This is a genomic window from Bradyrhizobium sp. LeoA1Lang, assembly GCF_055413685.1.
In genome coordinates this window covers 18,798-32,221 of record NZ_JBVAPG010000095.1, presented here as the reverse complement: position 1 = coordinate 32,221, position 13,424 = coordinate 18,798, and the positions used below count along the sequence as shown (strand labels likewise).

Below are 13,424 nucleotides of genomic sequence, written 5' to 3'. Positions count from 1 at the left end.
TCCACCCCATCGGCAAGGTCCTCCTTGCCGACCAGTTGACCTGTTACCCATGTCGCCGGTCTATTCTGTTACCCATGTAGCCGGTCAGGACCCGCGCCACCTTCTCCCACAAGGGGAGAAGGGAAGGGTGGTCGTCCTAGAGCATGATGACTTTTCTTCGAATCGTCGTCCCGCTCTAGCTCTTTGTTTGAGCATGATCTTTTTCGGAAAACCGGTCTCCACTTTTCCGGATCATGCTCTAGAATCACAAAAACAAAAACGCCGGCATCGCGCCGGCGTTTTGCGTTCTTCTCTGCGACCTGCCCGCTTAGTCGAACATCGCGTCGATATCGTCCTGCGAGGCGTGGCCCACGTCGCCGTCGAGCCTTGGGCCGTTGAGCAGGCGGGCGTCGCCCTCGCGGGTGTCGATGATCGGCGGCGCGTGCGCCTTGATGGCGTCGACACCGCCCCAGATCTCCATCATCGCGTTGATGTGCTGCTCGATGAACTTCATCGTGGTCATCACCTTGCTGATGCGCTGACCGGTGAGGTCCTGGAAGTTGCAGGCCTCGAAGATCGCCACTACGCGCTCCTGGACATCCTCGGCGAGCAGCTTGTGCTGTTCGGGCGAGGCGACCTTGGTCAGCGCGGTGGCGGCCTGGTCGATCGCTTCGGCCGCCTCGAGGATCTGCTGGGTAGCCTCTTCGGTGCCGCCGACGACGGCGCCGAGCTCGCCATTCACCTTGGCCATCTCCTGGCCGTCAAAGCTCTTGCCGTGCAGCACGGCGATCTCGCGCTTGGTGCGGCTGATGGCGTCGTGGATCAGGTCAAGCTCGACCTTCAGCTTCTCGCACTGCTCGACCTGCGCGCGATAGGTCTCGAGCAGCGCATGCGCTTCCGCGACCTCGCGCGCCACGGCCGCCTCGGTGGCTTCGGTTGCGACCGGACGCTGGGCGTGGACGCTGAGCGCCATCTGTGCGCGGATGGAGCGAAGCTCCGCCATGATCTCCCGATGCATTGGACCGATTTCGCCGCCTTCCACCGCAACCGGTGCCGGCATCGGCATGTCGCCCATAATGGCTTGTTCAACACGAAAACGCTTGCGACTAACTGACATGAGACTGTTCCCGCCCCCTTCACTCCCACTGTTCTAGGCAGAAGCGATTTAATAGGGAGTTCACATGGGAAAATTTTGCGGCGTGCGTTTCGCGTCGCGCCGCATACCCGGGATTAACCATGACGCCTGCGAATTTAAGCAAAATAAACGCTAATTTTGAAATCCGCCGCCGATTGCCGACGTGGTGAATCCAAACGCTTGTTACGTTTACCAAACCGATGCGGTTTTGATTTTGATTGGTCGCATGCCACGGCGTCTCGCGCCGAACGAGGCTGACGATTGACGAAACAGTACAGAGTACGTCGATGAAGAAAACATTCTTTGCACTTATTGCCGGCGCGTCCTTCCTGCCTGCCGCTCCGCATCAGGCGTTTGCGATCGATGGTGCGCCGCTCGCCGGGCCGACCGTGATCTATTCCTACCAGGCGCCGCCTCAGCCGGTGCGCAGGGCCTCCACCCTCGGTGGCGGCTTTATCGAATTCCTGTTCGGCGATCGTCCCGACCAGGGCTACCCGCAATCCTACGAGCAGCAGCCGATGTATCAGCAGCAGCCGGGTTATTATGGTGGACGGCGCACGATGCTGCCGCCGATGGATCCACAACAGCCGATGATGCGCGAGGAGCAGGCGGCCGATCCCGCGCAGCGGCCGTTCGATCCGAGATATGAGAAGCAGCTTGTCGATTATGACGGCAAGGAATCTCCGGGCACGATCGTCGTCGATACCCCGAACAAGTTCCTTTATCTCGTGCAGGCCGACGGCAAGGCACTGCGCTACGGCATCGGCGTCGGCCGCCCCGGCTTCACCTGGTCGGGCGTCAAGACGATCTCCGCCAAGCGCGAATGGCCGGACTGGACGCCGCCGCCGGAAATGCTGGCACGTCGCCCCGATTTGCCCAGGCACATGGTGGGCGGTCCGGAAAATCCGCTCGGCGCGCGCGCGATGTATCTCGGCTCCTCGCTCTACCGCATCCACGGCTCGAACGAACCCTGGACCATCGGCACCAACGTTTCCTCAGGTTGCATCCGGATGCGCAACGAGGACGTCATCGACCTCTACGGCCGCGTCAATGTCGGCACCAGGGTGATTGTGATCTAGCGATGCTGTCGTCCCGGGCAAGCGAAGCGCAGACCCGGGACCCATAACCACGATCGTTCGTGATCTATAAAGCTGTGGCCGCTTGTTCGCGCCACAGCGCAAAGTCGGGGTTAAGGGTCCCGGCCTTCGCCGGGACGACAAAAGAGAAACGGCCGCCCGATCGGGCGGCCGTTCTGTTTTTCAATCCGCATGCGGCTTACGCATAGTCGCTGCCGCCGTCGTCGCCGCCGTCATCGAACCCATCGTCGTCATCGTCGGGACCATAGCCATCGTCGTTGTTGTTGTCGTTATTGTTATTGTTGTTGTTGTTCGACGCCTGGTCGTAAAGGCCGGCGCGCGAGTCGTTATCGCGTCCGCCGGAGCCGATATCGTTGACTCCGGCATCGCGCGCAAGATTGCCGCCGGACTGGTCATTGCCCCACGGCTTGTTGTCGCCGAGATTGCCGGAGTCCCCGAACGCCTGGTGACCGCCGCCACCGCCCATCAGCCCGCGGATGCTGTTCATCAAGAGCGAGCCACCGACCACGCCGGCGGCTGCCGCCGCGGCGGTGCCGAGGAACGAGCCGCCGCCACCGCCGAACGGACCGGCTTGCGGCGCGCCATAGGGCTGAGGCTGCTGGCCGTACGGCGGTTGGCCGTAAGATCCTGGACCCTGCGCCTGCTGCATCGCCTGGCCGGTATTCCAAGCGGGGCGGCTGCCACCCTCCGGCGGGCGCACCGGCGGAACCGAACCGCGCGGCTGATTCTGGTTCTGGCCGAAGATCGCATCGCGCATCGAATCGAGGAAGCCGCCGCCTTGGCCCTGCTGCTGCGGTCCACCGCCGAGTTCTGCTTCCAGTTGCTGGATATGGTCGTTGGCGCGCTTCAGCGCCTCGTCCTGCACCAGCGCGGTCTGCACCAGCGCATAGACGGCGTTGGGCGCCTTGCGCAGCCCTTCCGAGATGGCGGCCAGCGCCTCCGGATCACGCGGGGCGTTCTCCAGCTTGGCGAGCCGGTCGAAGAGATCGTCGATCAATTGGCGTTCTTGCGGGGTCATGGCCTTCTCCATCGCGTCGATTGCGTCGAAGCGCCGAACATGTAGGGCCGCCTTTGTGGCGCAAGGAGTGGGGCCGCGAATTAAATTTGCGTATGCGACAAAACGACCGGCGCGCCTTCAGGCGAGCGTAACATTGTTCGCCGCCAGCAGTTGCGGGAAGTGCTCGCTGCCGAGGTAGGCATGCTCATTTTCGCGCTGGGTCGTCAGCGGATCGAGCTCCTTCAGCGTCTCGTCGACGAAGCCGGGATGACACATCACGAGTCCGCCGTCGGGCAGCCCCTCGAGAAACTGTCGCATCAGGGGACCGAAATCGGGCGATCTCGAAAAATCATAGGCGCCGGCGAAAGCAGGGTTGAAGGGAATGCCGGCGCGTCGTGCACGCTTCCTGAATTGCGCGCTCAGCGTATCCAGCACCAGCGCTTTCGGCGCTCGCAAGCGTTGCGCCAGAGCCTGATTGCGTCCGCCCTGGCGCACCCAGGCTTCGGGCGCGGCGTCCTTCACGGCGCGCAAAAAGGCGTCGCGCACCTGCGGAAACAATTGCACATGTTGATGCCCATCGACGAAGTCAGGCGCGCGGCCGAACATGTCCTTGAAGGTTGCAAGCTGCTCGACGAGCTCGGCATGGATCATCTCGCGATCGAGCCGCCGGAGCAGGCCGGCGCGCAGCAGTTTCGGAAAGGGCAGGAACAGCCCGCCATTGACGGGTCGGAAATGCATGGTCAGCGGCCGGAACGGCGCGCTCAGCGTTGCGTGCAACCCGACCGCGCAGCGCGGGCTTTCGGCGGCAACGCGCTTTAGCGCCTCCACTTCGTCGCGGCCGATCGCCGCGCCCACCACCATCACCGAGGTCGCGTTGAGACGGCTGCGCGCGATGAGATCGCGAATGGCGCGGTTGACGCCCTCGCTCAATCCGTAATCGTCGGCGCAGAGCCAGATCCGGCGCGGCTGCGCGGCGTCGTTCATTCGGCCGCGGTCCGTTCGCTGCCCGCGGCAGCCGCATCAGGGCCGGCGCGCTTCTCGCTATGCTCGGCGACGAAATAGATCGGCCGCGCCTTCAGCTCGGACAGGATCTTGCCGATATATTCACCGACGATGCCGATCATGATGAGCTGCACACCGCCGATCGTCATCAACCCGATCACGAGCGAGGGATAGCCGGGCACCTGCTTGCCGGTCGTGAAGACCTCCCAAAGGATCGAAAGCCCGAACAGGAACGCCGCGGTCGCCAGCAGCACGCCGAGCAGGCTCGCGAAGCGCAGCGGCGCCACCGAGAACGATGTCACTCCTTCGATCGACAGGCCGATCAGCCGCGTCGCGCTGAAGGTGGTGACGCCATGCGCACGCGGCGCCGGCTCGTAGTCGACCCTGATCTGGCGGAAGCCGATCCAGCTCGCCAGCCCCTTGAAGAAGCGGTTGCGCTCGGGCAATTGCCGCAGCGCCGCCACCGCGCGCGGCGACAGCAGGCGGAAGTCGCCGGCATCTTCGGGGATCTTCTGCCGCGCGCCCCAGTTGATCAGCGCGTAGAAGCCGTGCACCGCGAGCCTGCGCAGGAACGGCTCGTTGTCGCGATGCGCCTTCGCGGTATAGACGACATCGTAGCCGTCATCGATCCAGTGCGAGACCAGTTTCTCGACCAGGCTGGGCGGATGCTGGCCATCGCCGTCCATGAACAGCACGGCGCCGCGCCGGGCATGGTCGAGGCCCGCCATCAGCGCCGCCTCCTTGCCGAAATTGCGCGACAGCGACACCACCTGGACATCCAGCGTGTCGGCGGAAAGCGAACGCGCGATCGAAAGGGTGTTGTCCTTGCTGCCGTCGTCGACATAGACGACCTCGCAAGCGAGCCCGTAGCGTTCCTTCAGCGTTCGCGCGAGACCGATCAACCGCTCGTGCAGCGGCGCCAGCCCCGCAGCCTCGTTGTAAACGGGAACGACGATCGACAGCCCTTGCGCTGCAGCATTCGCCGCGGTGGTGGTCAGGCCGGAAACGTCAGAGCCCAGCGTCATCGAGCAGGTTCCAGATTCTCAAAAATATATGGTACCGCCCGGTAGCTGTCGCCACGATGAACGAGCGTGCGGCGTCATTGCCGCAGGAAGGCCTCGAGCCTGGCGAACAGCGGGTTCTCGCGGTCGAAGACGTAGTCGAGCGAGACCACCGACACCGTATCGGCGCCATGCGCGCGCAGGAAGCTGCCGAGCGCATAGAGCTGCGCCGGTGGGCAGTGCAGCGTCAACATGCCGGATGAGGTCGGCCCGCCGAACGGGGCGACCACGCCGAAGCGGTTATGGGCTTCCGCGAGCAATGCTGCATCGCATCCTTTGAAGCGGGTGCGGACCTCGCGATACTTGTTCGCCCGGGCGCGCGCGGCAATGTGATCCAGGATGACGCGCGCGGCTTCGCGGGCCCCGGTCGACCAGTCGGCGTCCTTCGAGGCGACGAGGTTGGCCTGGCTGCGCAGGATCACACCGTCGTCGAGGACTTTCAGCCCGTTGGCCGCCAGCGTCGCGCCGGTCGTGGTGATGTCGACGATCAGTTCTGCCGTGCCGACTGCGGGCGCGCCCTCGGTCGCGCCGGCGCTCTCGACGATGCGATAGTCGAGGATGCCGCGGGAGGCGAAGAAGGTTCGCGTCAGGTTGATATACTTGGTCGCGATCCGCATCCGCCGGTGATGCTGCTCGCGGAAACCGGTGGTGACGTCGTCGAGATCGGCCATGGTGCGGACGTCGATCCAGGCCTGCGGCACCGCGACCACCACATTGGCATAGCCGAAACCCAAACCGTCGATCAGGTGCACGCGCTTGTCGGCGTCGGCGATGCTCTCGCGCACGAGGTCCTCGCCGGTGACGCCGAGATGCACCATGCCGCGCGCGAGCTGCGAGGCGATCTCGCTTGCCGACAGATAGGCGATCTCGACATTGTCCAGGCCTGAGATGGTGCCGCGATAATCGCGTGCGCCGCCGGGCTTCGACAGCGTCAATCCGGCGCGGGCGAAAAACGCCTCGGCATTTTCCTGCAGACGTCCTTTCGACGGGACGGCGAGAACGAAGGGCGCGCTCATGCCTTGCCTCCGCGCAGAGGCTTGCCATGTTGCGTCAGCGTCTCGATCCAGACGGAGAAGCCGACCGCCGGGATCGGCTCAGCCGAGCCGAGCTGCGTCATCAGTCCATCATAGCGGCCGCCGGCGACCAGCGGCTCGGCGCCGTTGCCCCTGGCGTGCAATTCGAACTCGAAGCCGGTGTAATAGTCGAGACCGCGCCCGAACGAGGTCGAGAAGCGCGCCTTGCGGGTATCGATGCCGCGCGCGGCCACGAAGCCGACGCGGCGTTCCAATTCGTCGATCGCGCAGGAGAGGTCGAGCCCGGCGTCTTCGGCCAATGCGCGCAGTTGCGCGATGGCGTCGTCCGGCTCGCCCGAGATCGACAGGAAGCGCTTGATGGTCGCAATCGCGTCGCGCGGCAGCGCGCCGGCCTTCAAGGTCGATTGTTCGAGGAAGCGGTCGGCGATCTCGGCGACGGTGCGGCCGCCGACATTGGTGGTGCCGGCGATCGACATCAGGTCGGTGACGAGCGCCAGCGCCGCCTTGCGATCGGAGCCGGCGAGGGCGGCCAGCACGCCCTGATATTCGTTACGGCCAGGACCGCCGGCGAGCGTCAGCCGCTCGATGTCGTCGGTGAGGCTGACCTTGCGGTTGAAATCCTTGACCAGGCGGCGGCGCCACACGGGATAGAGCTCGAGCGCCTCGATCAGCGCATTGAACAGAGCGACGTCGCCGGTGCGGATCTCGACGTCGGTCAGTCCGAACGCCGCCGTCGCCTCCAGCGCCAGCGCCAGCATCTCGGCATCCGCCGCGGCGCGGTCCTGCCGGCCGAATGATTCGATGCCAGCCTGCAGAAACTCGCTCGGCTGGCCGCCGCGATAACGGAATACCGGGCCGAGATAGCTGAAGCCGGCCGGCTTCCCGGCCTCCGGCGAGGCGAGGTAGTCACGCGCCACCGGGATCGTCAGGTCGGGGCGCAGGCACAGATCTTCGCCGCTGGCGTCGGTGGTGAGGTAAAGGCTCTTGCGGATACCCTCGCCGGAGAGGTCCAGGAACGGCTCGGCCGGCTGCAGGATCGCCGGCTCGGACCTGATGTAACCGGCCTGCGCAAATGACAACAGCAGTGCATCCGCCCATGCGGCGGAGGAGGCGGCACCGCGTGTGGTGGCGGTTACGGTCATCTCGACGTCCAAATCGCCCGAAAACGGGTTCCGGAGTGGTCCAAGGGGTGGCCCAAGGGCGACCCAAGGGTTTGCGGGCGAGCCCTTAGCACGGCAAAAGCGCTGTTTCGACCGGCATCGGCCAAATCGCTTAACGAGCGCGTAGCCCGGGTGGAGCGAATGCGCAACCCGGGACACCTGCATCAGCGTTTTCCGGCGGCCCCGGGTTACGCTGGCGCTCCACCCGGGCCACCTAGCCCTTTGGGCGCCAGTCGCCAAGCGCCGCCTGTACCAGGGCCAGCGCCGCGACCCCAGCGGTGTCCGCGCGCAGGATCCGCGGCCCCAGCGACAGCCGGAGGGTCTTGGGCTGGCGCAGCAGCAGCGCGCGCTCCTCCTCGGCGAACCCGCCCTCCGGGCCGATCAAGATGTCGATGCCGTCAGTGCCGGTCCCCAGTTGCAGCGCCTGCAGGGGATCGCCGAGATCGGCGGCCTCGTCGCAAAATACCAGGAGCCGGTCACCCGCGCGCTCGGTCAGGAAGCGCTCGAGCGGGACGGGGTCAGCAACCTCCGCCAGGGCGGTGATCCCGCATTGCTCGGCGGCCTCGATCACATTGGCGCGCATCCGCTCGCCGTTCACCCGCGAAACCTGGGTGAAGCGGGTCAGGACCGGCCGCAGGCGCGAGGCGCCCATTTCGACCGCCTTTTGCACCATGTAGTCGAGCCGGGCGTGCTTTAGGGGCGCGAAGACGTAGGCGATATCGGGCAGGCGGTCCTGCGGCCGGGTCTGGCGGTGGACCGTCAGCGTGTCCGCCCGCTTGCGGCCACTGAGCTCGGCCTGCCATTCGCCGTCGCGGCCATTGAACACCAGGATGGCGTCGCCGGCCTTCAACCGTAATACGTTACCGAGATAATTGCTCTGGTCGCGGTCCAGCGCGACGGTTTCGCCCGCTTGCAGGGGGGCATCAACGAACAGGCGAGGGGCGCGAAAGTCGTAGTCCGGCATCCGTTAATGTTCCGTCGTCACGCAACTCGGCCGCGCTTTTAGCCTAAAGCGCTAGAATCTGTAGCTTATTTTTGATCGATGGCGCGGCGTGACGCCGCGCTGTTGCCCCAATCCACGGGTTGTTAAGGAACGGCTGGAATCGTAAAAAGCCGCATGGAAATTGTGCTTCGTTTGGAAGCCGGCTGCCGGAGAAATATCCCTTGATGACCCGCCTGATGGTGTCGCTGACGGTCGCCGCCGTGGTGCTCCACGCCGGCCAGGCTTTTGCACAGGGCGCGTTTCCCGCGCCGCTGCCCGGTCAGCAGGCCGCAGCGCCTGCCAACGCCTCGCCCTTCCCGCCGGTGAACGGCGGGGTACCTTCCGCGTCGATCGGGGCGCCTTCGGCTTTCCCGAGCCAGGGTGCGGCGCCGATCGGCGGCGGCGGTGCCGGGTTTGCACCGCCGGCGCCCCCGTCCGGGGGCGCGGGCCCGTCGGATGCCTGCATGAAGGGCTTCGTCCCCTTGCGCGAGGAGACCGAGCGGCGCGGCAAGCTGATCAAGGCCGCCGGTGAAAAGAAGGCGGGTCCGGACGAGGCCTGCAAGCTGATCGGCAATTACAGCCAGGCCGAGCTGAAGATGATGAAATACGTCAAGGACAACTCGGCGAAATGCGGAATCCCGCCGCAGATCCTCGAGCAGCTCCAGAATGGCCACAAGAACACCGAGGCGATGCAGAAGAAGGTCTGCGCGGTGGCGCAGCAGATGGCGACGCAGGCGCGCGGTCCGGCCGGGCCGTCCTTGAGCGAAGTGCTGGGGTCCGCCTCCGCGCCCGAAGCAGTGCCGACGCGCAAGGGCGGCAGCACCTTTGACACGCTGAACGGCAACGTGCTGTCGCGATGAGCGACGTCACCGCCCGTGTTGCCGATGCGACCGGCAACTGGGTCGATACCCACGCGCCGCGCTGGTCGCGGCCTTATTTGCGTCTCTCCCGCTTCGACCGGCCGATCGGCTCGTGGCTTCTGTTGATGCCGTGCTGGTGGTCGGCGGCGCTCGCCGCCGGCATCGCCCATGACCTGCACCAACTCCCGCTTGTCATCCTTCTGTTCTTCATCGGCGCCTTCGTGATGCGCGGTGCGGGCTGCACCTGGAACGACATCACCGATCGCAATCTCGATGCGAAAGTGGAGCGGACGCGGTCGCGGCCGATTCCGGCGGGGCAGGTGAGCGTGACGCAGGCGCTGATCTTCCTGGTCGCCCAGGCGCTGATCGGTCTCGTGGTGCTGCTGCAGTTCAATCGCTTTGCGGTCGCGACCGGCATCGCCTCGCTCGTCATCGTCGCGGTCTATCCCTTCATGAAGCGCATCACCTGGTGGCCGCAGGTGGTGCTGGGGCTCGCCTTCTCCTGGGGCGCCTTGATGGGATTTGCCGTCATCCTCGAGCGCATCGATCTCACCGCGCTTGCGCTCTATGCCGGCTCAATCTCCTGGGTGATCGGCTACGACACCATCTATGCACATCAGGACGCCGAGGACGACGCGTTGATCGGCATCAAGTCGACCGCACGCTTGTTCGGCGCGGCCACGCACAAGGCGCTCGTGCTGTTCTATTCGCTCGCGGTGGCCCTGATCGGGATGGCGCTCGTGCTGGCTGGCGCGCATTGGTTCGCGTGGATCGGCCTCGCCGCCTTCGCGTTGCATCTGGCGATCCAGATAAGACGACTCGACATCAGCGATCCCGCATTGTGCCTGCGCGTCTTCAAGTCAAACCGCGACGCCGGCCTCATCCTGTTCGCCGGCCTGCTCGCTGACGCCGCGATGCGCTGAGGCTTCTGCGTTGTTGCGGGGCGTGCAGAAATCACCACTCTCTCGTCATTCCGGGGCGCGCCTCTTGGCGCGAGCCCGGAATCCATTGGGCCGCATGCACTGGTGGGGAAATGGATTCCGGGCTCGCCGCTTCGCGGCGCCCCGGAATGACAGCGTGTGTTGTGGCGCGGGCCGTCGTCCCGGGTCACGTTCAATCCCGCGCGATGATCTCGTGTTCACCGCGATGGACATTCCCCGCATCAAGCGGGCCGCCACGGCGGCGGCGTACCAGGAAGCGCGGGCGGCGCGTGTGGATGACGTTGCGGCGCCTGCGCCGGGCCGCAGGCTCGCGCGGCGCTTGCTCGCTCAGTTGCGGCAGGCGGAGCACGTCGCTCCACATCTGCCAGGCGCTTTCGATCTCGTCGCGATCGGAACTGACGCCAAGCGGAATTGCGAGCGACGGATCGCGGTGGACGAGCGTCAGCATCTGCTCGTCGCCCAGGTCGCGCAACGCGACGCCGATGAAGTCGCAGACGCGAACATTGATCGCCATCCGCATGCCCTTGACGGCACGGCGCAGCACGACGCGTTCGTGGTGAAGTTCAACCTGCCGCATGCCACCGTCCGCGCGGACATCCTGCGCATGGAAGCTGAGCGGTAGAGAAAGCGGGTCGAGCCGTTGCACACGGCCCGACCCGGCGGGGTTGAGCCCGCTTGTTGCTGTTTGACGCCTCACGGCTTTATCTCCCCGCCGGGATTATGTTCCCGGTCGATGCGCGAGACCTAGCGCAGCCGTTTCCCGATCAGCTTAAGAAGGCTGGTTAAAGAGACGTCAAAGGCGCGCATGCTTGACAAGACCTTGCCGCGCTCGAGCAATTCTTCTTCATCGCGCGGCAAAACGCTTGAAATCGCTGCAAATCCGGCCCACTTGGTGGGTTTGGCGCGCCGCGCTGCGTTGAGCCCTTCAATGTCAGGAATCTGTTCGTGAACCCTTCACCATCGCCTGCCGAAAAGTCCGCGACCGACCTGTTCGACCAGTCGGTTTTGAGTGAACTGGCGCAGCGTCTTGTCGAGGCGGCCAAGCGCGCCGGCGCGGATGCGGCGGATGCGATCGCGGTGCGCGGCGTTTCGCAAGGCGTCGAGGTGCGCGACGGGCGCGTCGAGGAGTCCGAGCGCTCCGAAGGCGACGATGTCGGCCTGCGCGTGCTGGTCGGTCAGCGCCAGGCGGTGGTCTCCACCAATGATGTCACTGGCGACGGGATCGCCAAGCTTGCCGAGCGCGCGGTCGCGATGGCGCGTGTCGCGCCCGACGACAAATATGTCGGGCTCGCGGACCCTGCGCTGCTGGCGCGCGACTTCCCCGATCTCGACCTGCTCGACCGCAATGTGCCCTCGACCGCTGAACTCGAACGCCGCGCCACCGAGGCGGAAGCGGCGGCGCTCGCCATCAAGGGCGTGTCGAAATCCGGCGGCGCGTCGGCTTCCTCCGGCATCGGCGGCATGGTGCTGGTGACCTCGACCGGTTTCCATGGCTCCTATCTGCGCTCGAGCCACGGCATCTCGATGACCGCGATCTCGGGCGAGGGCACCGGCATGGAGCGCGACTATGATTTCACGAGCGCGTTGCATGCATCCGACCTCGCTTCGCCTGCAAGCGTCGGCCGCAAAGCGGCCGAGCGTGCGGTGGCGCGCACCAATCCGCGCAAGGTCGAGACCTGCAAGGTCCCCGTCGTCTACGATCCACGCGTTGCGAACTCGCTTGTCGGCCATCTCGTTGGCGCCATCAACGGTGCATCGATCGCGCGCAAGACCAGTTTCCTGAAGGATCGTCTCGGTCAGCAATTGTTCGCGAGCAATATCCGCATCATCGACGATCCCTTGCGCGTGCGCGGCCTGCGCTCGCAGACCTTCGATGCCGAAGGCGTCAAGGTGAAGAAGACGGCCCTGATCGATGACGGCGTGCTCACCACCTGGCTGCTCGATTGCGCGACCGCGCGCGAGCTCGGCATGGCCACGACAGGACATGCGCATCGCGGCGTCTCCTCGGTGCCGTCGCCGGGGGCCTACAATCTGCATCTCGAGCCTGGCTCGGCGACGCCGAAGGAACTGATCGCCGACATCAAGCAGGGCTTTTACGTCACCGACCTGATCGGTTCGGGCGTCAACGGCGTGACCGGCGACTATAGCCGCGGCGCCTCGGGCTTCTGGATCGAGAACGGCGAGATCACCTATGCGGTCAGCGAAGTGACCATCGCAGGGCATCTGCTGGCGATGTTCAAATCGCTGGTCGCCGCGAACGATCTGGAATTCCGCTACAGCGTGAACGCGCCGACTTTGCGGATCGAGGGACTGACGCTTGGCGGACGCTGATACGGACGACGGGATCCTGGCGCGCGACGCCGCCCTGCTGGCGGAGACGGTGCGGGAAGCGGGGGCCCTGGCGCTCTCGCTGTTTCGCACTGAGTTGAAGAACTGGATCAAGGGCGCCTCATCGCCGGTGTCGGAGGCCGATATCGCGGTCAACGACCTGCTGGAGCAGCGGCTGCGTTCGGCGACGCCCGATTACGGCTGGCTCTCGGAAGAGAGCGCGGACGACCAGGCGCGGCTTGGCAAGCGCCTGGTGTGGATCGTCGATCCCATCGACGGCACCCGCTCCTATCTCGCCGGGCGCGAGGACTGGTGCGTCAGCGTGGCGCTGGTTGAAAATGCCTCGCCCGTGCTGGCGGCGGTATTCGCGCCCGCCACCGCGGAGTTCTTCTTTGCCGCGCGGGGGCAGGGCACCACGCGCAATGGCATCGCGGTGCGCGCGACCGCGGGCACCGATTTCGATTTCCCCCGCATGGCCGGGCCGAAGCCGCTCCTGCAGCGATTGAGCCCTTCGGCGCAGGAGATCACGCTGCATCCGCGAATCGGTTCGCTGGCGCTCAGGCTATGCCGGGTCGCGCATGGCGAGCTCGATGCCGCCTTCGCCGGCGGCAATAGTCATGACTGGGACCTTGCGGCGGCGAATTTGATCGTGCAGGAAGCGGATGGTAAGATGACGGCGCTCTCGGGGGATGCGATTGAGTATAATCGCCGGGAGCTGGCGCATGGGGTGCTGGTGGCGGCGGGACATGATCGTCATGCACGTATTGTCGAGCATTTTCGCAACCGCCCGTTGCACTGATCGCCTCGCGCCACAGGACTTCCCTGCCGGGCATCTCATCAGGAAAAAC

13 protein-coding genes are annotated in these 13,424 nt (G+C 65.4%); 5 read left to right on the top strand and 8 right to left on the bottom strand.

What is annotated here, in order from left to right; genetic code table 11:
* Positions 1-307 precede the first annotated feature (307 nt).
* Positions 308-1,096: a protein phosphatase CheZ gene (locus tag ACZYOF_RS27520; RefSeq protein WP_463717737.1), complete on the bottom strand. Its 789-nt coding sequence runs from the start codon at positions 1,094-1,096 to the stop codon at positions 308-310.
* 305 nt (positions 1,097-1,401) lie between these two features.
* On the opposite strand from ACZYOF_RS27520, the gene ACZYOF_RS27515 reads away from it, so the two are divergent.
* Complete coding sequence (locus ACZYOF_RS27515) at positions 1,402-2,193, top strand: L,D-transpeptidase (RefSeq protein WP_463717736.1); 792 nt, start codon at positions 1,402-1,404, stop codon at positions 2,191-2,193.
* 196 nt (positions 2,194-2,389) lie between these two features.
* Here ACZYOF_RS27515 and ACZYOF_RS27510 read toward each other — a convergent pair whose 3' ends face one another.
* The 6 genes from ACZYOF_RS27510 to ACZYOF_RS27485 form a co-directional block, all read right to left on the bottom strand.
* Positions 2,390-3,229, bottom strand: coding sequence for a DUF2076 domain-containing protein (locus ACZYOF_RS27510; RefSeq protein WP_463717735.1), 840 nt, complete (start codon positions 3,227-3,229; stop codon positions 2,390-2,392).
* Between the two features lie 117 nt (positions 3,230-3,346).
* Positions 3,347-4,192: a ChbG/HpnK family deacetylase gene (locus ACZYOF_RS27505; RefSeq protein WP_463717734.1), complete on the bottom strand. Its 846-nt coding sequence runs from the start codon at positions 4,190-4,192 to the stop codon at positions 3,347-3,349.
* Complete coding sequence (locus tag ACZYOF_RS27500; protein WP_130582611.1) at positions 4,189-5,235, bottom strand: glycosyltransferase family 2 protein; 1,047 nt, start codon at positions 5,233-5,235, stop codon at positions 4,189-4,191. The genes ACZYOF_RS27505 and ACZYOF_RS27500 overlap by 4 nt, the downstream gene beginning before the upstream one ends.
* Positions 5,236-5,309: 74 nt before the next feature.
* Complete coding sequence (hisG, locus tag ACZYOF_RS27495) at positions 5,310-6,287, bottom strand: ATP phosphoribosyltransferase (RefSeq protein ID WP_130582612.1); 978 nt, start codon at positions 6,285-6,287, stop codon at positions 5,310-5,312.
* The gene (locus ACZYOF_RS27490; RefSeq protein ID WP_130582613.1) at positions 6,284-7,447 is read right to left on the bottom strand and encodes an ATP phosphoribosyltransferase regulatory subunit; all 1,164 of its coding nucleotides are present in this window, start codon (positions 7,445-7,447) and stop codon (positions 6,284-6,286) included. Before ACZYOF_RS27490 ends, hisG begins: the two co-directional genes overlap by 4 nt.
* 232 nt (positions 7,448-7,679) lie before the next feature.
* Complete coding sequence (locus ACZYOF_RS27485) at positions 7,680-8,429, bottom strand: 16S rRNA (uracil(1498)-N(3))-methyltransferase (protein WP_130582614.1); 750 nt, start codon at positions 8,427-8,429, stop codon at positions 7,680-7,682.
* Between the two features lie 200 nt (positions 8,430-8,629).
* Here ACZYOF_RS27485 and ACZYOF_RS27480 point away from each other — a divergent pair, with 200 nt between their 5' ends.
* Positions 8,630-9,307, top strand: coding sequence for a hypothetical protein (locus ACZYOF_RS27480; RefSeq protein WP_282530282.1), 678 nt, complete (start codon positions 8,630-8,632; stop codon positions 9,305-9,307).
* Positions 9,304-10,230: a 4-hydroxybenzoate octaprenyltransferase gene (ubiA, locus tag ACZYOF_RS27475; RefSeq protein WP_130582986.1), complete on the top strand. Its 927-nt coding sequence runs from the start codon at positions 9,304-9,306 to the stop codon at positions 10,228-10,230. The genes ACZYOF_RS27480 and ubiA overlap by 4 nt, the downstream gene beginning before the upstream one ends.
* A 190-nt stretch (positions 10,231-10,420) precedes the next feature.
* Here ubiA and ACZYOF_RS27470 read toward each other — a convergent pair whose 3' ends face one another.
* Positions 10,421-10,945 carry a DUF6101 family protein gene (locus tag ACZYOF_RS27470; RefSeq protein WP_130582985.1) on the bottom strand — a complete coding sequence of 175 codons (525 nt, stop codon included), beginning with the start codon at positions 10,943-10,945 and terminating at the stop codon, positions 10,421-10,423.
* Between the two features lie 248 nt (positions 10,946-11,193).
* On the opposite strand from ACZYOF_RS27470, the gene ACZYOF_RS27465 reads away from it, so the two are divergent.
* Together ACZYOF_RS27465 and ACZYOF_RS27460 are read left to right on the top strand one after the other, a co-directional pair.
* Positions 11,194-12,579 (top strand): TldD/PmbA family protein, encoded by a 1,386-nt coding sequence (locus ACZYOF_RS27465; protein WP_165421452.1) that lies wholly within the window; start codon positions 11,194-11,196, stop codon positions 12,577-12,579.
* Positions 12,566-13,375, top strand: a complete 810-nt coding sequence (locus ACZYOF_RS27460) for a 3'(2'),5'-bisphosphate nucleotidase CysQ (RefSeq protein ID WP_130582983.1) — start codon at positions 12,566-12,568, stop codon at positions 13,373-13,375. Before ACZYOF_RS27465 ends, ACZYOF_RS27460 begins: the two co-directional genes overlap by 14 nt.
* Positions 13,376-13,424 lie beyond the last annotated feature (49 nt).